This window comes from Haemophilus haemolyticus, assembly GCF_003351405.1.
Lineage (GTDB): Bacteria > Pseudomonadota > Gammaproteobacteria > Enterobacterales > Pasteurellaceae > Haemophilus > Haemophilus haemolyticus_N.
The window spans coordinates 1,053,282-1,077,313 of record NZ_CP031240.1; the positions used below are offsets into that span (position 1 = coordinate 1,053,282).

26 protein-coding genes and 1 pseudogene are annotated in these 24,032 nt (G+C 37.6%); 11 read left to right on the forward strand and 16 right to left on the reverse strand.

Annotation, left to right across the window (positions count from 1 at the left end; genetic code table 11):
• Positions 1 to 20: 20 nt before the first annotated feature.
• From DV427_RS09695 to DV427_RS05340, 7 genes and pseudogenes are all read right to left on the reverse strand, one after another.
• Complete coding sequence (locus tag DV427_RS09695) at positions 21 to 1,028, reverse strand: phosphoethanolamine transferase (RefSeq protein ID WP_162790311.1); 1,008 nt, start codon at positions 1,026 to 1,028, stop codon at positions 21 to 23.
• A gap of 88 nt (positions 1,029 to 1,116) precedes the next feature.
• Complete coding sequence (locus DV427_RS09700) at positions 1,117 to 1,626, reverse strand: hypothetical protein (RefSeq protein ID WP_162790265.1); 510 nt, start codon at positions 1,624 to 1,626, stop codon at positions 1,117 to 1,119.
• Between the two features lie 76 nt (positions 1,627 to 1,702).
• Positions 1,703 to 3,070 (reverse strand): L-serine ammonia-lyase, encoded by a 1,368-nt coding sequence (locus tag DV427_RS05320; protein ID WP_114891554.1) that lies wholly within the window; start codon positions 3,068 to 3,070, stop codon positions 1,703 to 1,705.
• Positions 3,071 to 3,105: 35 nt separating this feature from the next.
• A complete protein-coding gene (locus DV427_RS05325) occupies positions 3,106 to 4,344 on the reverse strand; it encodes an HAAAP family serine/threonine permease (protein WP_114891555.1) in 1,239 nt (412 codons plus the stop codon).
• 221 nt (positions 4,345 to 4,565) lie between these two features.
• Complete coding sequence (locus tag DV427_RS05330) at positions 4,566 to 6,737, reverse strand: heavy metal translocating P-type ATPase (protein ID WP_114891556.1); 2,172 nt, start codon at positions 6,735 to 6,737, stop codon at positions 4,566 to 4,568.
• Between the two features lie 14 nt (positions 6,738 to 6,751).
• Positions 6,752 to 6,945: pseudogene (locus DV427_RS05335) on the reverse strand (cation transporter); the annotation flags it as partial.
• Positions 6,920 to 7,126 carry a heavy-metal-associated domain-containing protein gene (locus DV427_RS05340; protein ID WP_114891558.1) on the reverse strand — a complete coding sequence of 69 codons (207 nt, stop codon included), beginning with the start codon at positions 7,124 to 7,126 and terminating at the stop codon, positions 6,920 to 6,922. The pseudogene DV427_RS05335 and the gene DV427_RS05340, both read right to left, overlap by 26 nt.
• Before the next feature lie 76 nt (positions 7,127 to 7,202).
• Between DV427_RS05340 and DV427_RS05345 the strand changes: the two genes are divergently transcribed.
• Positions 7,203 to 7,589 carry a Cu(I)-responsive transcriptional regulator gene (locus tag DV427_RS05345; RefSeq protein WP_114891559.1) on the forward strand — a complete coding sequence of 129 codons (387 nt, stop codon included), beginning with the start codon at positions 7,203 to 7,205 and terminating at the stop codon, positions 7,587 to 7,589.
• Between the two features lie 13 nt (positions 7,590 to 7,602).
• On the opposite strand, the gene metJ is transcribed toward DV427_RS05345, so the two are convergent.
• Positions 7,603 to 7,920 (reverse strand): met regulon transcriptional regulator MetJ, encoded by a 318-nt coding sequence (gene metJ, locus DV427_RS05350; RefSeq protein ID WP_005634287.1) that lies wholly within the window; start codon positions 7,918 to 7,920, stop codon positions 7,603 to 7,605.
• A 247-nt stretch (positions 7,921 to 8,167) separates the two neighbouring features.
• Here metJ and rho point away from each other — a divergent pair, with 247 nt between their 5' ends.
• On the forward strand, positions 8,168 to 9,430 hold the full coding sequence (gene rho / locus DV427_RS05355) for a transcription termination factor Rho (RefSeq protein ID WP_005629550.1): 1,263 nt from the start codon (positions 8,168 to 8,170) through the stop codon (positions 9,428 to 9,430).
• 53 nt (positions 9,431 to 9,483) lie between these two features.
• Here the strand turns inward: rho and DV427_RS05360 are convergent, their stop codons facing one another.
• The 4 genes from DV427_RS05360 to ppdD are packed head-to-tail and all read right to left on the reverse strand — an operon-like array spanning position 9,484 to position 13,221.
• Positions 9,484 to 10,176, reverse strand: coding sequence for a prepilin peptidase (locus DV427_RS05360; RefSeq protein WP_114891560.1), 693 nt, complete (start codon positions 10,174 to 10,176; stop codon positions 9,484 to 9,486).
• Positions 10,173 to 11,393 carry a type II secretion system F family protein gene (locus tag DV427_RS05365; RefSeq protein ID WP_114891561.1) on the reverse strand — a complete coding sequence of 407 codons (1,221 nt, stop codon included), beginning with the start codon at positions 11,391 to 11,393 and terminating at the stop codon, positions 10,173 to 10,175. Before DV427_RS05365 ends, DV427_RS05360 begins: the two co-directional genes overlap by 4 nt.
• A complete protein-coding gene (locus DV427_RS05370) occupies positions 11,390 to 12,784 on the reverse strand; it encodes a GspE/PulE family protein (RefSeq protein WP_114891562.1) in 1,395 nt (464 codons plus the stop codon). The genes DV427_RS05365 and DV427_RS05370 overlap by 4 nt, the downstream gene beginning before the upstream one ends.
• Positions 12,781 to 13,221 carry a prepilin peptidase-dependent pilin gene (gene ppdD / locus DV427_RS05375; RefSeq protein WP_114891563.1) on the reverse strand — a complete coding sequence of 147 codons (441 nt, stop codon included), beginning with the start codon at positions 13,219 to 13,221 and terminating at the stop codon, positions 12,781 to 12,783. The genes DV427_RS05370 and ppdD overlap by 4 nt, the downstream gene beginning before the upstream one ends.
• A 114-nt stretch (positions 13,222 to 13,335) precedes the next feature.
• Here ppdD and ampD point away from each other — a divergent pair, with 114 nt between their 5' ends.
• The 6 genes from ampD (at position 13,336) to tadA (ending at position 17,994) form a co-directional block, all read left to right on the forward strand.
• Positions 13,336 to 13,890 carry a 1,6-anhydro-N-acetylmuramyl-L-alanine amidase AmpD gene (gene ampD / locus DV427_RS05380; RefSeq protein ID WP_114891564.1) on the forward strand — a complete coding sequence of 185 codons (555 nt, stop codon included), beginning with the start codon at positions 13,336 to 13,338 and terminating at the stop codon, positions 13,888 to 13,890.
• A gap of 525 nt (positions 13,891 to 14,415) precedes the next feature.
• A complete protein-coding gene (gene rppH, locus DV427_RS05385) occupies positions 14,416 to 15,006 on the forward strand; it encodes an RNA pyrophosphohydrolase (protein WP_005631202.1) in 591 nt (196 codons plus the stop codon).
• Positions 15,006 to 15,803 (forward strand): sulfite exporter TauE/SafE family protein, encoded by a 798-nt coding sequence (locus DV427_RS05390; RefSeq protein WP_114891565.1) that lies wholly within the window; start codon positions 15,006 to 15,008, stop codon positions 15,801 to 15,803. Before rppH ends, DV427_RS05390 begins: the two co-directional genes overlap by 1 nt.
• Before the next feature lie 8 nt (positions 15,804 to 15,811).
• Positions 15,812 to 16,618, forward strand: a complete 807-nt coding sequence (lgt, locus tag DV427_RS05395) for a prolipoprotein diacylglyceryl transferase (protein WP_114891566.1) — start codon at positions 15,812 to 15,814, stop codon at positions 16,616 to 16,618.
• A gap of 9 nt (positions 16,619 to 16,627) precedes the next feature.
• Entirely contained in the window at positions 16,628 to 17,479 is an 852-nt protein-coding gene (locus DV427_RS05400) for a thymidylate synthase (RefSeq protein WP_114891567.1), read from the forward strand.
• On the forward strand, positions 17,479 to 17,994 hold the full coding sequence (gene tadA, locus DV427_RS05405; protein ID WP_114891568.1) for a tRNA adenosine(34) deaminase TadA: 516 nt from the start codon (positions 17,479 to 17,481) through the stop codon (positions 17,992 to 17,994). Before DV427_RS05400 ends, tadA begins: the two co-directional genes overlap by 1 nt.
• Positions 17,995 to 18,027: 33 nt before the next feature.
• On the opposite strand, the gene DV427_RS05410 is transcribed toward tadA, so the two are convergent.
• Entirely contained in the window at positions 18,028 to 18,342 is a 315-nt protein-coding gene (locus DV427_RS05410; RefSeq protein WP_114891569.1) for a DUF721 domain-containing protein, read from the reverse strand.
• A 77-nt stretch (positions 18,343 to 18,419) separates the two neighbouring features.
• On the opposite strand from DV427_RS05410, the gene secM reads away from it, so the two are divergent.
• From secM to mutT, 3 genes are all read left to right on the forward strand, one after another.
• On the forward strand, positions 18,420 to 18,722 hold the full coding sequence (gene secM, locus DV427_RS05415; protein ID WP_114891570.1) for a secA translation cis-regulator SecM: 303 nt from the start codon (positions 18,420 to 18,422) through the stop codon (positions 18,720 to 18,722).
• A 126-nt stretch (positions 18,723 to 18,848) separates the two neighbouring features.
• A complete protein-coding gene (gene secA / locus DV427_RS05420; protein WP_114891571.1) occupies positions 18,849 to 21,554 on the forward strand; it encodes a preprotein translocase subunit SecA in 2,706 nt (901 codons plus the stop codon).
• Positions 21,555 to 21,618: 64 nt separating this feature from the next.
• Entirely contained in the window at positions 21,619 to 22,032 is a 414-nt protein-coding gene (gene mutT, locus DV427_RS05425) for an 8-oxo-dGTP diphosphatase MutT (protein WP_114891572.1), read from the forward strand.
• A gap of 48 nt (positions 22,033 to 22,080) precedes the next feature.
• Here the strand turns inward: mutT and DV427_RS05430 are convergent, their stop codons facing one another.
• The 3 genes from DV427_RS05430 to DV427_RS05440 all read right to left on the reverse strand — a co-directional run bounded on the left by DV427_RS05430 (position 22,081) and on the right by DV427_RS05440 (position 23,971).
• The gene (locus DV427_RS05430; protein ID WP_065250253.1) at positions 22,081 to 22,344 is read right to left on the reverse strand and encodes a DUF5339 domain-containing protein; all 264 of its coding nucleotides are present in this window, start codon (positions 22,342 to 22,344) and stop codon (positions 22,081 to 22,083) included.
• An 89-nt stretch (positions 22,345 to 22,433) separates the two neighbouring features.
• Positions 22,434 to 23,468, reverse strand: coding sequence for a DNA polymerase III subunit delta (gene holA / locus DV427_RS05435; RefSeq protein ID WP_114891573.1), 1,035 nt, complete (start codon positions 23,466 to 23,468; stop codon positions 22,434 to 22,436).
• Positions 23,468 to 23,971, reverse strand: a complete 504-nt coding sequence (locus DV427_RS05440) for an LPS-assembly lipoprotein LptE (RefSeq protein WP_114891574.1) — start codon at positions 23,969 to 23,971, stop codon at positions 23,468 to 23,470. The genes holA and DV427_RS05440 overlap by 1 nt, the downstream gene beginning before the upstream one ends.
• Positions 23,972 to 24,032 lie beyond the last annotated feature (61 nt).

The window sequence follows — 24,032 nt, forward strand, 5'->3', positions numbered from 1 at the left end:
TTATCAAGGCTTTAGTTTTGTCAATGTAGCTTGGCTGGGTCATCTTTTAGTAAATTAACATCAATAATATTTTCCCAGTCAAAAACTTTTATTTTTTGCTCTTTAGGATTAAAGAAATCAACTCCAGATAAATGTTTTTCTTTTATTCCTAGCCATTGAGTAAAACCATACATAAAATTAAATGCCGATTGTTTTTCATTAATTTCTATTCTTTTAATTGAATCACTTGAAAACATAATAAATGGAACTTCGTAGTCTTGTTTATATAAATTACTGACATATAATGAATCATTCTTATGTGCTAAACCATGATCTGAAAAATATATTACAGAAAATGACTCTCCATTTTTAACTAATAAGTCATTTACACTTTCAATAAATTTGTCGGTATATTTGATTGACTCTAAATAACAAGACATTTGTTGATTAATAAAATAATTTTGAACTTTATAAGGTAACCTTTCACAAAAAATTGGGTGCGAGCCCATTAAGTGTAATACTATTAATTTATTTGTATTTTTTTCTTTTTCCAAAATCTCTTTAAATTTTGGCAATAATTCAAAGTCAAATTTTTTTGCAGAATCATATCCTAAATTCTTTGTAAAAAAATTATAATCCGCATTGATTCCCAGGCGCGATGCCATAGTGTCAAATTCTCCCATTTTTCCTTGGTTTGAAAGCCAATATGTTTTAATACCAACTAATTTTAGTAGAGAAATTATATTATCGGTGTAAACCGTTTCATAATTTTCCTGCCTATATAGTGTTCTTTGTAACGATGGTTGTGTATTTGGTGCAGCTGAATAGTAATTATTAAAAATAGTACCATTTATTTTATCTAAGAATGGGGTTGTGACGATTGGATAACCATATAAAGACATGTAGTCCTTTCTCATACTTTCACCAATAATAAGGATATAGTTTTTATATTTAGGAGAGGCAGAGATAATTTCCCACTTGGAGTCTTTATTAAATGATTCATCAAGAAAATGTTTTTGTTTGAAATACTCTGAGGTTACCCTGACCATTTCAGAATAAAAAGACAATGGATAGAACTTAGATTGAGATAAGTAATATGAATAAGATATATTGGATGACTTTGATTTTATAATGCCACTAATTGGCTTTATTAATATGTAAGAAAGGAGCGTTATCCATATTAAAATAAATATTTTTTGTTTCTTTATTAAGTTGATAGAGTTGCTTGCTTGCTTGCTTGCTTGCTTGCTTGCTTGCGTATATTGTACTAATAAATATACAAGAATAAATACCCATTAAAATATAAATATAATTTGGTATCGAAGATAAATATTCTAATGTTTCGTTTATGTTAGTTTCGTATATTGAGACTATAATTCCAAAAGAGGGAGCACCATAAGATACTCCTGCTGGATAATAAATTATAGAGGTTATAAATAATATACTAGACGTAATCAAGCCAATGATTCTTGATGATGAAAATATTAATATTAGAAAAATATATAATGTAATATGGCTAGATGAAAAAATGTTTCCTGTATGGGCTTTTCCTAAGCCAATATTTGTTAGGAATGAAAAAATAAAAAGCGATAAATGAAAAAATATATTCACTTTATTTATTTGATGTTTTAAAGTGGTTGTTTTCAATGTATTTCTCTCTTTAATATATGAAATAATCAATAAAAATAATTTGATTCTGACTTATTAACTGTTTTATTGTTTGTTAGTTACAAACAATCTTAACTGCTAGTCCGCCTTGAGATGTTTCGCGATACTTGGCGTTCATGTCTTTGCCTGTTTCGTACATTGTTTCAATCACTTTATCTAAGGTTACTCTTGGATTAGTAGTTCGGCGTAAAGCCATACGTGATGCATTGATTGCTTTAACTGAAGCAATCGCATTGCGTTCGATACAAGGTACTTGAACTTGACCGCCGACAGGGTCGCAAGTTAATCCTAAGTTATGCTCCATTGCAATTTCAGCTGCTATGCATACTTGTAGTGGATTACCACCCAAAATTTCAGCTAGTCCCGCAGCTGCCATTGAACAGGCTACACCCACTTCACCTTGACAACCCACTTCTGCGCCAGAAATCGAAGCATTCATTTTATAAAGTGAACCAATCATACCTGCTGCTAATAAATAGTGTTCAATGATTTCAGGTGTTAATGGTGAGATAAACTTCTCGTAGTAAGCTAATACAGCTGGAATAATCCCGCATGCACCGTTGGTTGGCGCTGTGACTACGCGTCCACCCGCTGCATTTTCTTCATTGACAGCAAGCGCAAACATATTAACCCAGTCGATCACACGCATTGGATCGTTGGACAAATTAGTATTTGCTTGCAACATACGATAAAGAGAGGCTGCACGACGTGGCACTCGTAATGGTCCAGGTAAAATTCCTTCAGTGTGAATACCGTGTTCGATACAAGCTTGCATCGTCTTCCAGACATTCTTTAAATGAGCACTAACAGCTTCTTTGCCATGCAAGGCGATTTCATTTTCCAACATCACAGTAGAAAGCATTAAGCCGTTATCACTGCAATGTTTCAAAATATCTTCTGCATTTTTGTAAGGATAAGGCACTTGGGCTGTGTTTTTTTCTTCTTGACCAAAATGGGCTTCATCGACAATAAAACCACCACCGATCGAATAATAGGTTTGGCGATAAAGCTCTGTGCGATTTTCATCAAGAGCGGTAATTGTCATGCCATTTTCATGCAATTTTAAAAAAGTGTGGTGAAAAATGAGATTATTTTCAAAATCAAATTTTACCGTTTTTTGATCAACATTAATTGGTAAAAGCGCAGTTTGTTTCACTTTCTCGATGAAACCTGAAATCATATCGATATCCACATTATGTGGTAAATAACCCGCTAACCCCATGATGATGGCGATATCTGTACTGTGGCCTCTCCCAGTCATCGAAAGAGAACCATACACATCCACATGAACTTCAGCTGTTTGTTCAAACTGATTTCGTTCAATTAAGTCATCTATAAATTGTTTGCCGGCTTTCATCGGGCCAACAGTATGGGAACTGGATGGCCCAATTCCCACTTTAAACATATCAAATACGCTAATCATAAATTTCTCAAAATTCGCTAAACTTTAAAGGGCGCTTATAATAATCCATAAACAACCGCAGAGATAGCGATTAATCCCATAATCGTTACAAAAACATTACTGAAACGTCCGCTGTAGCGTTTCATTGCTGGGATTTTGCGAATCGCGTACATTGGCATGATAAACAAAATCATCGCAATGATTGGGCCGCCAAGAGATTCAATTAAGCCTAAGATACTTGGATTAATAATCGCAACGCCCCATAACGTTAATAAGAAGAAAAGTGCGGTCGCATAATTGAGTTTTTTACGATTTACAGATTCGCCTTTCATTTTCAAATATAAGCCTTCTAAGCCTTCACGTGCGCCCATATAGTGACCGAAGAATGAGCTAGTAATCGCTAAGAATGCAACAAGCGGGCCAAAATAAGAGATATATGGATTATCAAATTTATTCGCTAAGAAAGATAAGATACTGATATTTTGTGCTTTTGCCGCCACTAATTCTTCAGGTGTTAATGTTAATACGCAGCTAAATACGAAAAACATTACAAAGAATAACAAAATCGTTGAGGTGCCTTTCTCTGTATGGCCGATATGGCGTTCTGCACCATCGAAAGTTTTGTATTCACGGAATTGTGAGCAAGTGAAAGATGAAATTGCTGGTGAATGGTTAAATGAGAATACCAATACAGGAATAGTAAGCCACAATGTTGTGACGAAACCGCCTGCTGTTGGGAATTCATGTAACATCGCACCATTCCATTCTGGAATTAAGTAAATAGAAAGTGCGAATAAAATTAATACTAATGGGTAAACAAGCCATTCTGTGATTTTTAACATCACTTTTTCATTAAATAGCATGACGGAAATCAATACTGCAATTAATACAAAAGAGAGAATAGCTCGGTTTGGTGACACCATGCCAAGTTGATTCACAATGAAAGAATCTACTGTGTTAGTAATACCGTTTCCGTAAATTAAAAGAATAGGGAAAATCGCGAAGAAATAAAGTAGGGTGATAAGTTTACCCGCTGTTTTACCAAAGTGTTCTTCAACTACTTCAGTAATATCACTGCCAGGATTTTTTGATGAAAGTACAAAATAGGCTAGACCACGGTGAGCAAAATAGGTCATTGGTCCGACGATAATTGCCATTAAAACTAACGGCCAAAATCCACCCATCCCTGCGTTAATCGGTAGGAATAAGACGCCAGCGCCAACCGCCGTACCGAAAAGGTTTAACATCCATGTTGCATCAAATTTGTTCCATTTGAGTTTTTCTGTTGGTTTCATAGTTTGCTCCAAAGCATAAATTACTTAAATTGGTCAATTTGCAGAGCAAAATATGCCCTAACAAAATTTGAGTATTATGTTATGCCGATAAATAGAGAATCTCAAAGAGCAAATTCTAAAATTGTGATCAAGTTAAAATTTTTTTATCAAAAGTGCGGTAATTTTCAGCGACAAAAAATCGGTGCGATCACGACACCGATTGCGTATAAAAATAAATGAAATTAGATCCGCACTTTTTTCAATCTTAAGGCATTCATCAATACAGAAATTGAACTCATCGCCATCGCTGCGCCTGCAATTACAGGATTTAGAAAACCGAAAGCGGCAAGGGGGATACCGAGAATATTGTAAATCAAAGCAAAAAATAGATTTTGTTTGATATTTTTCAAGGTCGCCCTTGCAATAAAAAGCGCATCCACAAGTTGATTCACTGAATGTTGCATAAGCGTTGCTGAGGCCGTTTGTTCTGCAATATCTGAACCTGATTTCATCGCAAAACTGACGTTTGCAGCGGCCAAAGCAGGCGCATCATTTATTCCATCACCTACCATTGCTACAACATGACCTAGAGCTTTCAGCTTTTGAATTTGTTCCGCCTTATCTCTAGGGCTGAGGCCTCCAAAGGCTTTCTTAATGCCGAGTTGTTTAGCTATGTAATCCACGACAGATTGTTGATCGCCACTCATAATCACTACATCGATATTTTTCTGTTGTAAGCGTTGAATGGCGTGCAAACTATCGTTTTTTAAGGTGTCCGTTAGTGCAAATGCGCCAATGGGTTCATCATTTATAGATACTGCCACAATGCTCGCAATTTGCCAGATGTCCTCTAAATTTTTAGGCAAGATTAAACCGCAATAATCTGGTTTACCGACTTTTATTGTTCCCACTTGTTCTAATTCAGCTTGAATGCCTTGACCAACTTCCATCTTTGAAAAAAGTGCGGTAGGAATTTCTAACATTTTTTGTTCTGCTGCTTGCACAATAGCTTTTGCAATTGGGTGGTTAGCTTGTTGTTCAACTGCTGCTGCAAAACGATACAAATCTTCTTCAGAATACACCGCACTTTGTGGCTGCCACAAAGCAGAGATTTCAAGCTCTCCCTTTGTTAGGGTGCCAGTTTTATCAAGTACAACAGTATCCACGTGGGCGGTTTCCTCCATTGCTGCCGCATCTTTAAACCATACGCCAGCATTAACCGCTTTACCTAAACCAACCATTATGGCTGCTGGTGTGGCTAATCCTAGGGCGCAAGGGCAGGCAATCACGAGAACGGCTACTGCGTGAATGAGTGAAGACACACTATCATTCGTCAGAACGTAAGTGAGCGCGAAAGTAACAAGTGAAATCAGTAATACAGCAGGTACAAACACTGACGCAACTTTGTCAGCAAATCGTGCAATTGGCGCTTTTGAACCTTGCGCATCTGATAATGCATTCATCATATCGCCAAGTAAGGTTTGGCTACCAAGCTGATTTGCTCGATAGATAATAGAACCTTCTGTTACCATCGCCCCCGCTAATACTTTTCCACCTTTCTGTTTTTCTTCTGGACGAGATTCACCCGTTAAATGACTTTCATCACACCACCCATTTCCACTTTCAATTATACCGTCTGCTGCAATACGCTCGCCTTGATTGGCACGAATGATCTCGCCAATATTGACTTGGTCAAGGGCAATTTCAGTCCATTTGTCATTACGTAGTGCAGTGACTTTTTTCGGTGTCAGTTGCAAGAGCATGCTTAAGCTATTTAGGCTGTGCTTTTTAGTGCGATCTTCAAGAAATTTTCCAAGACTGACAAAACCAATCACCATAACAGAAACTTCAAAGTACACATGTCCCATTGCATGATTGGCGTGGTAAAACAACATGAAAGCAGAATAAAGATAAATGGTGAGCGTTCCTGTACTGACAAGGACATCCATATTGGCAAGTCCACCACGAATACTACCGATTGCTCCGCGATAAAATGGAATAGCTAACCAAAGTTGCACAATGCTCGCTAATGCAAATTGCCAAATAGGTGGCAACATTAAGTTATATGAGCCACTCATCATGCCAAGCATACCAATCAGAAATGGAATATTGATTATCCAAAGTATGATTAATCGCCAAGGGATTGATATATTTTTTTCTTCTATTGGTAATTCGTTGGCTTGTTTGATATGAGCAGTGAAACCTGTTTTATGAATAATCTCTATAATTTGAGTTTCGCTTGCTTGCGTCGAGTCAAATACAACTTGTGCTTCTTCGGCAGCAAAATTCACTCCAGCTTGTTGTACAAATGTTTTCTTATTTAAAACTTTTTCAATACGATTGGCACAAGATTGGCAGGTCATCCCACCAATCTGAATCGAAATTTTTTTACTCTGTGACGTCAAATCCGGCATCTTCAATTACCTCAATCAACTATTTCAGTTTCGCTTACTTGCGTAGAGTCAAATACAACTTGTGCTTCTTCGGCGGCAAAATTCACTCCAGTTTGTTGTACAAATGTTTTCTTATTTAAAACTTTTTCAATACGATTGGCACAAGATTGGCAGGTCATCCCACCAATCTGAATCGAAATTTTTTACTCTGTAGCGTCAAATCCGGCATCTTCAATTACCTCAATCAACTGTGCAACATTGACTCGATTTTCATCAAAAGTAATATTTGCTTTACCTTCTAGTTGAACATTAGCAGACTGTACGCCATCTAATTCAGTTAAAACTTGAGTAACGCTTTTTACGCAACCGCCGCAATGCATGCCTTCTATGTTTAATGTGATAGTTTTCATTTTTACTCCTTGTTAGTTGTTTTATTGATGGCTACACTATAAACTTTTACGTAAGGTTAAGGTCAAGAAATTTTTTATGAATATTAGTGAAGCCGCAAAATTAGTAGGTTTATCTACGAAACAAATCCGTGATTATGAAAAAATGGGTTTAATTAAACCCGCTGTGCGCAGTTTGTCAGGCTATCGAAATTATGGAGAAAGTGATTTAGAAAGGTTGCATTTTATTCGCCACTCACGCGATGTGGGGTTTTCATTACATCAAATCGCACAATTATTAGCACTACAAGATAATCCTAAGCGTAGTAGCCGAGAAGTGAAAGTGCTAACTGCTCAACATATTGCGATGTTGAATCAACAAATAGAACAGTTACAAAAAATGGTACAAGAATTGCAGCGTTGGCATGATAATTGTCAGGGCAATGATTGCCCTGAATGTTCAATTTTGAATGGGTTAAAAGGATAAATGGAAAGTGCGGTTAATATTCCCAGCTTTCTGGATCGACACCTAATTCACGCATAAGCACTTTGGCATCTTCGGGAATTTCATCATTACGCTCTTTCATTAAATCTGCATCGGTGGGCAAAGGTTGACCGGTGAATGCATGCAAAAATGCTTCGCAAAGTAATTCACTGTTGGTTGCATGACGTAAACTTTTTAATTGGCGGCGAGTGCGTTCATTCGTCAAAATTTCCAATACTTTGATTGGAATAGACACAGTGATTTTTTTTACTTGCTCGCTTTTTTTGCCATGTTCTGCATAAGGGCTGATATATTTTCCGTCCCAATCCGCCATAATTTACCTTAGTGCTTATTGATAACCTTACAAATTGTCCGTATTCTAATGAAAAATCAAATAAATAACAATCTAGACGGCTAAACTTCTATGTTAAAAAGAGAAAGAAAAGTGCGGTAATTTTTTAGATTAAATATAAAGAAACGCTAGACAGTACAGGGTTTTAGTGGTAATTTACGCGCCATTCAAAGAGCATTGGCTCACCATTCGAATCATCAATTCTTATTAATTCCAATATTTATTCATTATGCATTTAACTGAACTTAAAAATACGCCTGTTTCGGATCTTGTGAAACTTGGCGAAGAACAAATGGGCTTAGAGAATTTAGCTCGTTTGCGTAAACAAGATATTGTCTTTGCAATTTTAAAACAGCACGCCAAAAGCGGTGAAGATATTTTCGGCGGCGGCGTATTAGAAATCTTACCAGATGGTTTTGGTTTCCTTCGTTCTGCTGATAGTTCCTACCTTGCAGGTCCTGATGATATCTATGTTTCCCCAAGTCAAATTCGTCGTTTTAATCTTCAAACTGGTGATAAAATCGAAGGTAAAATCCGACCACCAAAAGAAGGCGAACGCTATTTTGCACTTTTAAAAGTTGATCAAGTTAATGATGACAAACCTGAAGTTTCTCGTAGCAAAATCTTATTTGAAAACTTAACGCCATTACATGCTAACTCTCGTTTAAGAATGGAGCGAGGCAATGGCTCAACAGAAGATTTAACCGCACGTATTTTGGATTTAGCATCACCAATTGGTAAAGGTCAACGTGGTTTGATTGTTGCTCCACCAAAAGCAGGTAAAACCATGTTGCTGCAAAATATTGCGCAAAGTATCACGCATAATTATCCTGATGTAGAACTTATCGTATTGCTGATTGATGAACGTCCAGAAGAAGTGACAGAAATGCAACGTTCCGTAAAAGGCGAGGTGATTGCGTCTACTTTTGATGAGCCTGCAACTCGTCACGTTCAAGTGGCAGAAATGGTAATCGAAAAAGCGAAACGTTCAGTCGAGCATAAAAAAGATGTGGTAATTTTGCTTGACTCTATTACACGTTTAGCACGTGCTTACAATACAGTCACTCCAGCTTCAGGTAAAATTCTGTCTGGTGGTGTGGATGCGAATGCGTTGCATCGTCCAAAACGTTTCTTTGGTGCTGCACGTAACGTGGAAGAAGGTGGTAGTTTAACGATTATTGCAACAGCGCTAGTTGATACCGGTTCGAAAATGGATGAAGTTATTTTCGAAGAATTTAAAGGTACAGGTAATATGGAATTACACCTTTCTCGTAAAATTGCAGAAAGACGCGTATTCCCAGCTATTGATTTTAAACGCTCTGGTACTCGTAAAGAAGACTTACTCACAACATCTGATGAATTACAAAAAATGTGGATTCTTCGTAAGATTCTTAATCCAATGGATGAAGTGGATGCAATGGAATTCTTGATTGATAAGCTGATGATGGCGAAAACTAACGAAGAGTTTTTTGAAGTGATGAAACGTTCGTAAAAGCAACCGCACTTCTATGAAGAACAAGGGGAAAATATAATGTTTTCCCCTTTTTAATATCCGTAATATTTGACGAGATAAATGATGATAGCCGACAAGTTCATAAAAGGGGCAAAAGGTAAAAATTCTTTTTTCTTCCTATGAATAAGCGAAAAACATATTCCAAGAACTGAGGCTAATAATAAAAAGTGCGGTAAGGTTTCTAAATGAATAAAACTTCCTAATGCCATTGCTAGCAAATAATCGCCTCGTCCAAAGGCTTCTTTGCTGTAATAGAATTTTGCAAGCCAATAGATTGCGTAGAAAACAATAAAAAAACTTGCCGCACTTTTTATACTTTCAGATAACGTAAGCAATGAAAAGTTATTGTCTGCTCCAAATAAACCGAGAGTAAGTAACCATAAACAGAGTGTAGTAGAAATAAGTTGATAATCCCAATCAAGATAACTGATTGCCCAAAGGATAAGAAGTGTGAGTCCGATCCATATAGTAAAAATAGAATCTTTGAAGGCAATTTGTAAAAATATAAATCCAACTCCAACACTTAAAAAATACCTCAAAATATGACCGCACTTCTTTTGTTGAATAGAGGCAAAGTGCGGTTGAAATGGAGAACAGTTTTGTGGGAATAATTCAACGTAAGTTGCATAAATCTCTTGCTGCAAACGCGTAATAAAACCAGATAGGTAGAACCACAATGCGATCCCTAAGATGCCGCCTAATAAAAACACTGCGAAGTAAATCATTGAATAACTGATCCCATATTAAAGATAGGTAAATACATTCCCATCATAATAATCCCAATCAGACTTCCGATGATCACCATCATTAATGGTTCTAGCATTTGTGAGAGTAAGTCAATTTGATGATTAAGTTTTTCTTGGTAATTATTCGCGATGTGCTCTAGCATCAAAGCGAGTTTTCCGCTTTGCTCACCAATTTGGAGCATTTGTTGTGCTTCCATCGGGAAAAGCTCGCTACTTACGCTATTAGAAAACGCATAGCCTTGAGAAACCCATTGTAAAATTGACCGCACTTCTTTATCTAATACGATGTCATTTACGAGGGTTTTCTTGGTTTGCCACGTTTGTGTACGAGGGAGAAAACTGTCTAGCGCTTGATTAAGCGGTATGCCAGCTTGCAACATAATTTGTAAACTTTGACTAAAGTTCACTAAACGTGAAAGCTTTTGAATTGTGCCAAAAATAGGCGTGATAGAAATAAGTTGATTTTTCTTTTGATAAAACCAGGTCTGGCGTTTTAGATAGAAGTAATAAAATAGAAAAAAACTAAAAGTGAAAAATAGCAAAATCCCAATATTTTGCTTAAGAAAATTAGATATAGAGAGCAATATTGCGGTTATTGTTGGTAACTCAGCATTATTGCCACTATACATTTCAGCAAATTGAGGCACGATAAAAAGTAGTAATGCGAGTGTTAGTAATAGTGAAATTCCCAGCACCATTGATGGGTACAACATAATTTTCTGTAATTTGCGTTGTAATGCTAAAGATTGGCTACGATGCGTGGCTATTTTTTTACAAACAACGGAAAGTTTGCCCGTCATTTCTCCCACTTGAATCAGTTGAATTTCTTGTTGTGTGAGATATTTCCCTTGTTGTTCAATTGCCTGTGAGAATGCTAAACCAGATTCAATAGATTGAAGCAGTCGTTCAAGCCATTCGTTGAGCATAATTTGAGTACAATTTTGTTGCAAAATTTGCAGGCTGTTTTTTAACGGAATTGCGGACTGTAGCAATGTCGCTAATTGATTGAGTAATTCACTGATTTCTGAATTTTTGGGCTTTGCCCCAAATTGCCAGTTTTGTTGTAATTTGATGTGAGTAAGCCCGCGGCTTATTAATTGAAAGTGTGCTTGTTGTTTTGTATCCGCAATAATTGAGCCTTTTTGTTTCTGATTTAATGCGTTACTACCTTGATAATAAAAGAGTTTTTTATTCATGAGTTTTTACCTAACACACGTTCAATTTCTTTCTCATCCGTTATGCCTTGGCTAACTTTTTCTAAACCACTCGCATGTAAATTTTTAAAATCCGTTTGATAGCCATTCTGCTGCCAATGTAGAAATTGATACACGCCGATTCGGCCTCGATAACCTTGATGGCAATCACAAGAATTTATTAAATTTCCACCGCACTTTGGACAGATTTTTCGTACAAGACGCTGAGCAATAACGAGCAGTAAACTGTTTTCAATTTCATGTTGCTGAATACCGAGTTGTTGTAAGCGAGAAATGGCGGATATTGCATCATTAGTATGTAAAGTTGAAAGCACCAAATGCCCCGTTTGGGCGGCACGTAGTGCAATCATTGCACTTTCTTCATCGCGAATTTCACCTAACATAATAATGTCTGGATCTTGGCGTAAAAAAGCGCGCAATAGACGGCTAAAATCTAGTCCTATTTGTGGATTAATTTGGCTTTGAATAATGCCATCAAGCTCAATTTCAATGGGATCCTCTGCGGTCATAATATGTTTATCAGGCGTGTTTAGCCACTGAAGTGCGGTGTAAAGTGAGATACTTTTCCCACTTCCTGTTGGGCCAGTTACTAAAATTAATCCTTGTGGTTGGCTAAGCGCGCGTTGAAATTCTTTCTGTTGACTTTCAGTCATGCCTAGTTCAGAAAAGCTGAGTTCTACTGGTTTATTTTGCTGTGCTCTCAGGACAACTTTCTCTCCCCAATGAGTTGGTAACGTTGAAAGACGGAAATCAAGAATATCGGAAAACGTAGTTTTAAATTGAAATCGTCCATCTTGTGGAAGGCGGGTTTCACTGATATCTAATTTAGCGAGCAGTTTTAGGCGAGAAATAATGCGATTAGCCAAATTTTTGCTAAGTGGAGGCTGAGCTTGTAAAACACCGTCAATTCTAAACCGCACTTGGAAATGAGCCGATAAGGTCTCTAAATGAATATCTGAGGCATTGTTTTGTAAAGCAGATTCAAAAATTTGATTAAGCAAGCGAATGACAGGCTCGTCATCTTGTTGTTCTAGATGAGGCTGTTCTTGATGTTGGTAATATTTAACTTGCTCTTCCACTTGAAGTTGATTAGGGGCAAGTTGCTGTAATAGTTCTTTAAGTTGAGTGCTTTCTAATAAAACTGGCTCAACAAGTTTACCGGTTATAAACGCAATAGTTTCACAGGCGGAAAGATTAGAAAGGGAATCGACACCTAACCAAAGACGATTATTTTCTTCTTTGAGTGGTAACGCAAAATAACGTAAGAGCATAGACTGTTGTTGCTGATTACGTCCCCATAAATCTGGCGAGATCGTAAATATCTCGCCATTTTGTGCTTTTACACGAGGTTTTGCACTAGTTAAGTCGATCATTTTGAACAGAATCCAGCAGGGAAAATATCGGCATTCGTTGTGCCACAGGTAGTTTTCCATGTAACGCCGTTTGCACTATTGCCTTCAGCAGTAAGTGTGTAACTCATTCCGTCTAATGTACCATTACCCGCTACTGTTATTGCACCGTTGCTTGTTGTCACTGATTTTACATAGCCTTTTGCTGTTGTAATATCAGCCGCAATTCCATTGCTTCCTCCCGAGCAACTGGAAGGTTTACCTGTGCTATAAACGCATAATTCCACATCTGACTTATAAGGTGCGGAAGCTTGCAGTAATTCGGATACCGCAGCTTTTTTGGTATAATTTTGATAAGAGGGAATAGCGATAGTGGCTAAAATCGCGATGATGGCGATGACTATCATTAATTCAATTAAGGTAAATCCTTTATTCAAGGTAGTTTGTGTAGTTAGTTTCATTTATTTTCCTTTCGTTAAGCCTTTATTGGCTGAAATATTGTGAAAAGGGAAAATTTTTTTGTAAAACAGACCGCACTTTTTCTGCGATCCTGATCGCAAAAATAGGAAAAATGTATGCGAAAAATAAAAGATATTGAGAAAGGATTTCTGACTAATTGTCGACAAATTCCATCTCCGCATTTTGATAAACGCCCAGATTTACAAGATATTTCACTTCTGGTGATCCATTACATTAGTTTACCGCCAGAACAATTTGGTGGCGGATATGTGGATGATTTTTTTCAAGGAAAATTAGATCCTAAGATTCATCCTTATTTTGAAGAAATTCATCAAATGCGTGTTTCAGCCCATTGTTTGATTGAACGAGATGGGCGAATTACGCAATATGTTAATTTTAACCATAGGGCTTGGCATGCTGGATTATCTTGCTTTCAAGGGCGAGAAAAATGTAATGATTTTGCCATTGGAATTGAGTTAGAAGGTAGTAATGAGCAGCCTTTTACTAATGAGCAGTATTTGGCATTGCAAGAGCTTACTAACTTAATCATGAAAAGTTACCCTAAAATTACGAAAGAGCGGATTGTTGGGCATTGTGATATTTCGCCAGGACGTAAGATCGATCCCGGTCAATATTTTGATTGGGAACGTTATTTTGCCTGCCTGAAATAATTTGTTTAAAAATTAGACATTAAAATTTAGAGACTTCTGTGTATTACAAATATTGTAATGTTTTATCTATAAGTGATTGAATTTAAATGGATAAATTTTATCTTGAAATTATCTTGGAAAGGTTTGTTTGAGTTATACAACATTATGGATTTTCTCAACCACAATTTTATCCACAGAAATATTGAATAACTCAAAGAGATTGCTAAAAGATCTTTGGTGAATGGAATCACTTTAAAAATTGTATTTTTTTACCGCACTTTCTTCTATTTTTGTATGTAAAAAGTGCGGTTTATTTTTGTTTAAGATCTTTTGATTGGAAATAACTCAATTTATTTTTAAGTTTGATGTGATAAGGATCCTTCCCCGTTTTTACGTGATCAATTCACAATCAGAAATCCGTTATTCACAATGTTATCCACAATCTGTGTATTTTATTGTGTAGCCAGCCCCTTGGTTGATAAAAACACTGATTTATGAAACAATCTGCAGATTATTTTTATATGAAAAATTTAAGGTAAAACGATAGTGATCGATTTTGATGGCTACCGTCCAAATGTGGGTATTGTGATTTGTAATCGCAACGGGCAAGTGCTTTGGGCGAAGCGCTGTGGGCAAAATTCGTGGCAGTTTCCGCAAGGTGGCATTAATGATAATGAAAGTGCCGAGCAAGCGATGTATCGTGAACTGTACGAAGAAGTTGGTCTACAGCCTAAAGATGTGCGCATTTTATATGTATCTAAGCATTGGTTGCGTTATAAATTACCAAAACGTTTGTTGCGTTATGACAGCAAACCGATGTGTATAGGACAAAAGCAACGCTGGTTTTTGTTACAGCTTGTTGGCGATGAAAAAAATATCAATATGCAAACGACCAAATCTCCAGAATTTGATGGATGGCGTTGGGTGAGTTTTTGGTATCCTGTTCGTCAGGTCGTATCTTTCAAAAAAGAAGTGTATCGCAAAGCGATGAAAGAGTTTTCGGGGGTGTTGTTCTCAGAAAATCCTCCTGTGTATCAACCTGCACGAGAATTGGAGCAAAAATCTTATACTCATCCTAAAAAATATAATGGTTCAAAATTTCCAAAACGTTCTTTTAATAAAACAAGGAATTCATAATGCTTAGCTTTATTTTACTTTGTTTGCTTGTGGGAGCGGTTGCTGGCTTTTTTGCGGGACTTTTTGGTATTGGTGGTGGATTACTGATTGTTCCTGTGTTGGTGTACTTGTTACCAATGGTGGGTGTGCCTGAATCTTTATTAATGTCTACCGCACTTGGAACCTCTTTCGCAACGATTGTTATTACTGGCTTTTCTTCGGCTCAACGACATCATAAGTTAGGTAATGTTGTGTGGAGTGCGGTGAAGATCCTTGCTCCGAGCATCATGGTTAGCGTGTTTATTTGCGGTTTCTTTATCGGAAAACTTGATCGCGATATTTCTAGTAAATTATTTGCCTGTTTAGTGGTTTATCTCGCAGTTAAAATGGTCTTATCTATTAAACCTAAGACAAATAAAACAGTTAAACCTTTGACGACTCAATCGTCTATTATTGGTGGCATTTTAATTGGTATGGCATCTAGCGCTGCAGGGATCGGTGGTGGCGGATTTATTGTGCCGTTTTTAAATTCTCGCGGTATCGATATGAAAAAGGCTATTGGTTCCTCGGCTTTCTGTGGCATGTTACTTGGAACTTCTGGAATGTTCAGTTTTATGTTAAGTGGCTGGGGGAATGTGGCAATGCCGGAATATTCTTTAGGTTACATTTATTTCCCTGCAGTGTTATGTATTACTGCCACATCGTTTTTCACGTCAAAACTTGGTGCGACAGCCACCTCAAAACTACCAGTGCCAACTTTGAAGAAAGGGTTTGCACTTTTATTAATTACCATTGCTGTTGATATGTTTATTAGATAGAGAAAATTATGAATTCAAATTACTTGCTTCTGCCTCATTTTGATCCAACCATTTTTACTCTTGGTGATAGCAATATCGGCTTACGTTGGTATGGTTTGATGTACCTTTTAGGTTTTATTTTTGCACGCTGGCTTGCGGTTCGCCGTGCTAGTCGCCCAAATAGCGGTTGGACAGTGGATCAAGTTGATACCTTACTTTTCAACGGTTTTATGGGCGTATTTATTGGCGGACGTGTTGGCGATGTATTTTTTTATAATTTGGAGCGTTTCTTACAAGAGCCGCTTTATTTGTTCCGTGTTTGGGAAGGTGGAATGTCTTTCCATGGCGGCTTAATAGGCGTCATTGTTGCCATGATTTGGACGTCTTATTCACAAAAACGTAATTTTTGGCAAACGGCTGATTTTGTTGCGCCTTTGATTCCGTTTGGTTTAGGTTTAGGTAGAATTGGTAATTTCATTAATCTTGAGCTATGGGGACGCGAAACGGATGTGCCTTGGGCAATGATTTTCCCGAATGATCCGCTATTACTTCCTCGTCATCCATCGCAACTTTATGAAGCTTTTCTAGAAGGCGTAGTGTTGTTTACGATTCTGAATATTTTTATTAAAAAGCCACGTCCAATGGGTTCCGTTGCTGGTTTATTTTTAATTGGCTATGGCATCTTCCGTTTTATCGTGGAATATGTTCGTGAGCCCGAAGTTGAAAATTTCTTTGGGGTCATTACAAGAGGACAAGCGCTTTGTTTACCAATGATTATTGGTGGTGCTTTAATTATGGCTTGGGCTTATTCACACAAAAGTGCAGTAATAAAATAGGAGATTTTTATGAAGCAATATCTTGATCTTTGTCGTCGCATTATTAATGAAGGTGAATGGGTTGCCAATGAGCGTACAGGTAAGCGTTGTCTGACGGTTATTAATGCAGATTTAGAATATGATGTGGCGAATAATCAATTTCCGTTGATAACCACGCGTAAAAGTTATTGGAAAGCTGCAATTGCCGAATTTTTAGGTTACATTCGTGGATATGACAATGCCGCTGATTTCCGCGCACTTGGTACTAAAACTTGGGATGCTAATGCGAATGAAAATGCCGCATGGCTTGCGAATCCGCACCGTAGAGGCGTTGATGATATGGGGCGTGTATATGGTGTGCAAGGCAGAGCATGGCGTAAGCCTAATGGAGAAACCATCGATCAGTTACGCAAAATTGTTAATAATTTGACCAATGGCATTGATGATAGAGGGGAAATTTTAACCTTCTTTAACCCTGGTGAGTTTGATCTTGGTTGTCTTCGTCCTTGTATGCATACGCATACTTTTTCTCTTGTGGGCGATACTTTACATCTTACTAGTTATCAACGTTCCTGTGATGTTCCACTTGGATTGAATTTCAATCAAATTCAAGTGTTTACTTTCTTGTCGCTTATGGCTCAGATTACGGGCAAAAAAACAGGCAAGGCATATCATAAAATTGTGAATGCGCATATTTATGAAGATCAGCTTGAATTAATGCGTGATGTGCAACTTAAACGCGAGCCTTTCCCATTGCCAAAATTAGAAATTAATCCAGATATAAAAACGCTTGAAGATTTAGAAACTTGGGTCACGATGGATGATTTTAAAGTCGTTGGCTATCAATCTCATGATCCGATTAAATATCCGTTTTCCGTCTAATGGATGTATCAAAAGTGCGGTCAGAATTTGATGAGAAAATGATGCGCTACGCCCTTGAACTTGCGGATAAAGCAGAAACGTTAGGTGAGATTCCTGTGGGGGCGGTGTTGGTGGATGATGCTGGAAATATTATTGGCGAAGGTTGGAATCTCTCCATTGTTCAAAGTGATCCTACCGCACATGCTGAAATTATCGCTTTGCGTAATGGGGCGAAAAATATTCAAAATTATCGCCTACTGAATACTACGCTTTATGTGACATTAGAGCCTTGCACAATGTGTGCTGGGGCAATTTTGCATAGCCGTATTAAACGTCTTGTGTTTGGTGCTTCTGATTATAAAACCGGTGCGGTTGGATCGCGTTTCCATTTTTTTGATGATTATAAGATGAATCATACTCTGGAGATTACATCTGGTGTATTGGCTGAAGAGTGTAGTCAGAAATTAAGCGCATTTTTTCAGAAGAGACGTGAAGAGAAAAAAATAGAGAAAGCATTGTTAAAAAAGTCTGATTGATATTAAATCTCCCTTCTCTCCTATTCTTAGCTTTTAAAAACCAGGGTTTATTGTTATCTCAAGTCGTTTTACATGCGGAAATTCTTCTTGAATGAGTTTCAATAATTCAGTCTGTCTGAATAAAATTCCTTGGCGAACGATCGCATTTGCTGTCTCAATAAAAATTGAGTTATCTGTCATATTACCAATACGAAATTTGCCGTGAAATTCCTGTGGAAAAATGCGGTTAAATTTTTGATTAAGTTCATTGATGGCAAGGCCTTTTTTCATTATTTTGGCAAAGGGCGATTGCTCAAGCACATCCATAATATTGACTGCTTTTTGATAACGTTCAGCCTTGTTTTCCATAAAGTCTGCCCCCATAAATGACATTAGTTTAGATTTCCGCTACAATACACATAATTTTCATAATAAACAACGAGACGATGATTTCAGGCACTGTCAAACCGAATTTTTGGTCGCGATTACTTTTAAGTATCATCGCGATTTTTGCTTTGCCTAACGCACAAAGTTTTGAAAATCAAAATAATGCGGAAAATTATTCCTCGAGTGTTTCCATTCAACAAGCGTTGGAAACGGTAAAAGTAGCACGTGAAGTGCAACGACAAGCTATTCCTCAACCTTTAATTTCCCGTCAAACTGAAAAACAACCTAAAATTCAACCGCACTTTTTAGCTGATGCGTTGAATCCTAGTGCGCCAATTCGAGCAGGCCCCTTGCTTATTTAATTTTTCTGTTTTTGTGAAGAATATTGCTATTGAAATAGCGATATTTTAAAAAAGAATTATTGTGCATGGAAGAAAGTATTTCATACGCATTTAGCTATTTAACTTATATATTTAAAAAGAGAAATTATGAGCATTTTAACGAAAATTTTTGGTAGCCGTAACGACCGTATTTTACGTAAATTAAGAAAACAAGTTGCAAAAATCAATAAATTAGAACCTGAGTTTGAAGCCCTTACAGATGAACAACTTCGTGCAAAAACAGATGAATTTCGTCAACGTTTAAGTGCGGGCGAAACTTTGCAACAAATTTTACCAGAAGCATTCGCAACGGTACGTGAAGCAAGTAAGCGCGTGCTTGGTATGAGACATTTTGATGTTCAGCTTATTGGTGGGATGGTATTGACTAACCGCTGTATCGCAGAAATGCGCACTGGTGAAGGTAAAACATTAACTGCGACTTTGCCTTGTTATTTAATCGCACTTGAAGGTAAAGGCGTTCATGTTGTGACAGTGAATGACTATCTTGCTCGCCGAGATGCAGAAACAAACCGTCCGTTATTTGAATTTTTGGGCATGAGTGTAGGCGTAAATATTCCTGGTTTACCGCCTGAAGAAAAACGTGCGGCTTATGCAGCTGATATTACTTATGCAACCAATAGTGAACTTGGTTTTGATTATTTACGTGACAACTTAGCTCACTCAAAAGAAGAGCGTTTCCAACGTACCTTAGGCTATGCGCTGGTGGATGAAGTGGATTCCATCTTAATTGATGAAGCGCGTACACCATTGATTATTTCTGGTCAAGCTGAAGACAGTTCTGCGCTTTATATTGCAGTCAATAAACTGATTCCAAACTTAATTAAGCAAGAAAAAGAAGATACAGAAGAATACCAAGGCGAAGGGGACTTTACTTTAGATCTTAAATCTAAACAGGCGCACTTAACTGAACGTGGCCAAGAAAAAGTGGAAGATTGGTTGATTGCGCAAGGTTTAATGCCAGAAGGGGATTCTTTGTATTCTCCTGGTCGAATTGTATTACTTCACCATGTTATGGCTGCCTTGCGTGCGCACACATTGTTTGAAAAAGATGTCGATTACATTGTAAAAGATGGTGAAATCGTGATTGTTGATGAACATACTGGTCGAACAATGGCAGGGCGTCGTTGGTCGGATGGTTTACATCAAGCCATTGAGGCAAAAGAAGGGGTTGAAATTAAGAGTGAAAACCAAACTGTTGCGTCAATTTCTTACCAAAACTACTTCCGTTTATATGAGCGTCTTGCAGGTATGACGGGGACTGCGGATACTGAAGCGTTTGAGTTCCAACAAATTTATGGCTTGGAAACCGTTGTGATTCCAACAAACCGTCCAATGATTCGTGATGATCGTACCGATGTGATGTTTGAAAATGAACAGTATAAATTTAATGCAATTATTGAAGACATCAAAGATTGTGTTGAACGCCAGCAACCAGTTTTAGTGGGGACGATTTCAGTAGAAAAATCAGAAGAATTATCTAAGGCTTTAGATAAAGTAGGTATTAAACACAATGTATTGAATGCGAAATTCCACCAACAAGAAGCAGAAATCGTGGCAGAAGCTGGTTATCCCGGTGCGGTGACTATCGCAACGAATATGGCGGGTCGCGGTACGGATATTATCCTTGGTGGTAACTGGAAAGCGCAGGCTGCTAAATTAGAAAATCCAACTCAAGAACAAATTGAAGCGCTTAAAGCTGAGTGGGAAAAGAACCACGAGATTGTAATGAAAGCAGGTGGTTTGCATATTATCGGTACAGAGCGTCATGAATCTCGCCGTATCGATAACCAGTTGCGTGGTCGTTCTGGCCGTCAAGGTGACCCAGGCTCTTCTCGTTTCTATCTTTCTTTGGAAGACGGCTTAATGCGCATTTATTTAAATGAAGGTAAACTCAATTTAATGCGTAAAGCGTTCACCGTGCCTGGTGAGGCTATGGAATCGAAAATGTTGGCGAAAGTGATTGCATCTGCTCAAGCAAAAGTTGAGGCTTTCCATTTCGATGGTCGTAAAAACCTACTTGAATATGATGATGTGGCAAATGACCAACGTCATGCCATTTATGAGCAACGTAATTATTTGCTTGATAATGATGATATTTCTGAAACTATCAACGCTATTCGCCACGATGTATTTAATAGCGTGATTGATCAATATATTCCACCGCAATCTTTGGAAGAACAATGGGATATTAAAGGGCTTGAAGAGCGTTTAGCTCAAGAGTTTGGTATGGAATTACCAATTTCTCATTGGCTGGAAGAAGACAATAATCTTCACGAAGAAAACTTGCGTGAACGCATCGTCGAAGTCGCCGAAAAAGAATATAAAGAAAAAGAAGCGCTGGCTGGTGAAGAAACCATGCGTAACTTTGAAAAAGGCGTTATGTTACAAACCTTAGATGAGCTTTGGAAAGAACACCTAGCTGCGATGGATTATTTGCGCCAAGGTATTCATTTACGCGGTTATGCACAAAAAGATCCAAAACAAGAGTATAAAAAAGAATCTTTCCGTATGTTTACGGAAATGTTGGATTCTTTAAAACACCACGTTATCACGACGTTAACGCGTGTACGTGTGCGTACTCAAGAAGAAATGGAAGAAGCTGAACGTGCTCGTCAGGAGATGGCTGCTCGTATCAATCAAAATAATTTACCTGTGGATGAAAATGGTCAGGCAATCCAAAATTCAGATTCTAAAGATTATTCAGAACGTCGCATTGGACGCAATGAGCCTTGTCCTTGTGGTTCGGGTAAAAAATACAAGCATTGTCATGGCAGTCGTGCTGCTCGCCATTAATGATTAGCCAAAGTGCGGTGATTTTTCACCGCACTTTTTTCATAGGTACTATTGGATAGAAGAAATGGATAAAAAAATTATACAAGTTGCTGCGGGTATTATTCGTAATGAGTTTAGTCAGATCTATTTAACGCAACGTTTAGAAGGACAGGATTTTGCCCAATCTTTAGAATTTCCTGGTGGAAAAGTGGATGCGGGAGAAACACCAGAACAGGCGTTAAAACGTGAACTGGAAGAGGAAATTGGCATTGTGGTATTAAATGCTGAACTTTACGAACGCTTCCAATTTGAATATCCAACAAAGATTATTTCTTTTTTCTTTTATGTCGTAGATGAATGGATTGGAGAGCCTTTTGGGCGAGAAGGTCAAGAAGGATTTTGGATTGAGCAACGCACATTGGACGCAGGGCAGTTTCCGCCAGCTAATGCTAAATTAATTCATCGATTGCTGAATGAAGCTCTCCATCCTATAAAATAAAACCCTAGTCAGACTAGGGTTTATATAACATCTATTGATTTTTTCAAATTATTTCGGCATTGCGGCTTTCATTTGTTTAAGTTGCTCTGCCGCTTGATTACAAGCCTTATCTTGTGCCGCTACGGGCATTGATGCAAATTGTTGTTTGCTTGATTCATATTGCGCTTTCATTGTATTTGCTTGCGCAGCTGGCATTGATGCTAAGAAAGAATCAATTTCAGCGAAATAAGTTTTACAACTTGCAGACAAATCAGCTGCAGAAGCTGAAAAACCAAATCCCATTAAAATAAGTGTAGCTAGTGTTTTTTTCATCATGATATCCTCACGAAAGTTAATTAATAAGTCATTGCCGATATGGCGTTTTATTATACCATTTTAGCGCAAAAAAAAAACAATAGCGATTACAAACAAATTTTCACAGACAAATCAGCGAGTTTAATCCACACTTCATCGCTAAATTCTTGTTTAGCAAGACGTTCAATATTGGCGAGTTCTTGGATAATTTCGTAGAGCTTTTGGTAGGTTAAACGTTGAATCGCACTTAAAAAGAGCGGTCGGCGATTTTGCCAGATTTTTAGACGGTCAAATTCAGTCTTAATTTGTTGAGTTGGAAGTTTTTCCGTTGTCATAATACCTTGCTGTGGTTTTGTGAGTTCAAGCAACGTAAATAATTCTCGCTGTAGCGTGCGTAATAAAATAATAGGTTGCACATCTTCAGCTTGTAAACCTTTTAAAATACGTTTAGCACGATTTGCTTTTCCCATTAGCAACGCATCAATCCATTGAAATGGTGTAAAAATTGAGGATTGTTCCACCACGCTAATAACACGATTGTAATTAAGTTTATGATCGGGATGAAGTAAATCTAAAAGCTGCAAAGTTTGCTTGAGTGCGAGCAGATTGTTTTCATAACTATAACAAAGTTGTTGGATTGCTTCATCATCAGCTTCTAATCCCATCGCTTTGGTACGATTTTTTACCCAACGAGGGAGATTTTCAGCTGTAGGCGTTTGGCAATTTACAAGAATCGCACTGGTTTCATATTGGTTTAGTTCAACAAACCATGCTTGGTTTTCATTTACTTTTGCTAGCTTTGCAATTTGTAAAATCAGCAAGATCTCGTCATGTAGAACCGAAATAAATTCTTGCAGATTTTTCTGTAAAAGTGCGGTGAAATTTTCAGGTAAATTTAATACCATGACTTGTTTGTTAAAAAACAATCCCATGGACTGACAGGATTCTATGAGTTGTGCCCAGTCAGTTTGGCTATCAATCTGAATGTTATTTTTCTCATCGAATCCTTGTTGGTTGGCTGTTTTATAAATGGCATCTTCACTTTCACTCAGTAACAATGGATCTTGCCCTACCAAAAAGTAAACTTTGGCTAAACGTTGGGAAAGATGTTGATTAAGTTGCTCTGGGAAGATGCGATTCATTATTTATGTTTAACCTGTTTTTCTAATGCAACCATTTTGGTAATAAGCTGACGCGCAGCTTGTTCTCGCATATCATTCCAAATTACTTCTCGTTCGCCAGATTTAGCTAATGCTGCGCGAGAGTTATCAAAGAAAGTGCGGTTGACTTTTGCCGTGATTGGGTGGCTTTCACCATTCGCTAAACGAATGCTTGCTTCCACTTCTAACATCAATACTTTTTCAGCTTCGCGTCCGCGTTTAAAGACAGAAGCGACTTCATCATTTGTACGGAATTTATTGATGCGTAAAACAGGAATGCCTTGAGTCGAATTGACGAGTTGAACATTGTTCGCTTGTAACTGATTACGCATCGCCACTGACATTTCACTGTATGGATCGGGGCTTTCAAAGGTAAGGGTACGTAATTCTTGTGGAATTAATGTACCGTTTTGAAAATGCCAGCCACAAGCAGAAAGCGCGATAATGCTTGCTACAATAAACAAAGCTTTGATTGATTTAATCATAAAAATTACCTTTATTGTGGAGTGTATAAATTTAAAATCCATACACTAATAAAGATAGAAT

Excerpts from the sequence above, each read along its gene's own strand:
- tadA (WP_114891568.1), top strand. The coding sequence starts at position 17,479 with ATGGATGTATCAAAAGTGCGGTCAGAATTTGATGAGAAAATGATGCGC.
- lgt (WP_114891566.1), top strand. The coding sequence starts at position 15,812 with ATGAATTCAAATTACTTGCTTCTGCCTCATTTTGATCCAACCATTTTT.
- metJ (WP_005634287.1), bottom strand. The coding sequence starts at position 7,920 with ATGGCGGATTGGGACGGAAAATATATCAGCCCTTATGCAGAACATGGC.
- DV427_RS05410 (WP_114891569.1), bottom strand. The coding sequence starts at position 18,342 with ATGGAAAACAAGGCTGAACGTTATCAAAAAGCAGTCAATATTATGGAT.
- DV427_RS05320 (WP_114891554.1), bottom strand. The coding sequence starts at position 3,070 with ATGATTAGCGTATTTGATATGTTTAAAGTGGGAATTGGGCCATCCAGT.
- ampD (WP_114891564.1), top strand. The coding sequence starts at position 13,336 with ATGCGAAAAATAAAAGATATTGAGAAAGGATTTCTGACTAATTGTCGA.
- DV427_RS05370 (WP_114891562.1), bottom strand. The coding sequence starts at position 12,784 with ATGATCGACTTAACTAGTGCAAAACCTCGTGTAAAAGCACAAAATGGC.
- rho (WP_005629550.1), top strand. The coding sequence starts at position 8,168 with ATGCATTTAACTGAACTTAAAAATACGCCTGTTTCGGATCTTGTGAAA.
- DV427_RS05330 (WP_114891556.1), bottom strand. The coding sequence starts at position 6,737 with ATGCCGGATTTGACGTCACAGAGTAAAAAAATTTCGATTCAGATTGGT.
- ppdD (WP_114891563.1), bottom strand. The coding sequence starts at position 13,221 with ATGAAACTAACTACACAAACTACCTTGAATAAAGGATTTACCTTAATT.
- secM (WP_114891570.1), top strand. The coding sequence starts at position 18,420 with ATGATTTCAGGCACTGTCAAACCGAATTTTTGGTCGCGATTACTTTTA.
- DV427_RS05430 (WP_065250253.1), bottom strand. The coding sequence starts at position 22,344 with ATGAAAAAAACACTAGCTACACTTATTTTAATGGGATTTGGTTTTTCA.
- DV427_RS05345 (WP_114891559.1), top strand. The coding sequence starts at position 7,203 with ATGAATATTAGTGAAGCCGCAAAATTAGTAGGTTTATCTACGAAACAA.
- DV427_RS05390 (WP_114891565.1), top strand. The coding sequence starts at position 15,006 with ATGCTTAGCTTTATTTTACTTTGTTTGCTTGTGGGAGCGGTTGCTGGC.
- mutT (WP_114891572.1), top strand. The coding sequence starts at position 21,619 with ATGGATAAAAAAATTATACAAGTTGCTGCGGGTATTATTCGTAATGAG.
- DV427_RS09695 (WP_162790311.1), bottom strand. The coding sequence starts at position 1,028 with ATGGTCAGGGTAACCTCAGAGTATTTCAAACAAAAACATTTTCTTGAT.
- DV427_RS05325 (WP_114891555.1), bottom strand. The coding sequence starts at position 4,344 with ATGAAACCAACAGAAAAACTCAAATGGAACAAATTTGATGCAACATGG.
- DV427_RS05400 (WP_114891567.1), top strand. The coding sequence starts at position 16,628 with ATGAAGCAATATCTTGATCTTTGTCGTCGCATTATTAATGAAGGTGAA.
- DV427_RS05440 (WP_114891574.1), bottom strand. The coding sequence starts at position 23,971 with ATGATTAAATCAATCAAAGCTTTGTTTATTGTAGCAAGCATTATCGCG.
- secA (WP_114891571.1), top strand. The coding sequence starts at position 18,849 with ATGAGCATTTTAACGAAAATTTTTGGTAGCCGTAACGACCGTATTTTA.
- holA (WP_114891573.1), bottom strand. The coding sequence starts at position 23,468 with ATGAATCGCATCTTCCCAGAGCAACTTAATCAACATCTTTCCCAACGT.
- DV427_RS05365 (WP_114891561.1), bottom strand. The coding sequence starts at position 11,393 with ATGAATAAAAAACTCTTTTATTATCAAGGTAGTAACGCATTAAATCAG.
- DV427_RS05360 (WP_114891560.1), bottom strand. The coding sequence starts at position 10,176 with ATGATTTACTTCGCAGTGTTTTTATTAGGCGGCATCTTAGGGATCGCA.
- DV427_RS05340 (WP_114891558.1), bottom strand. The coding sequence starts at position 7,126 with ATGAAAACTATCACATTAAACATAGAAGGCATGCATTGCGGCGGTTGC.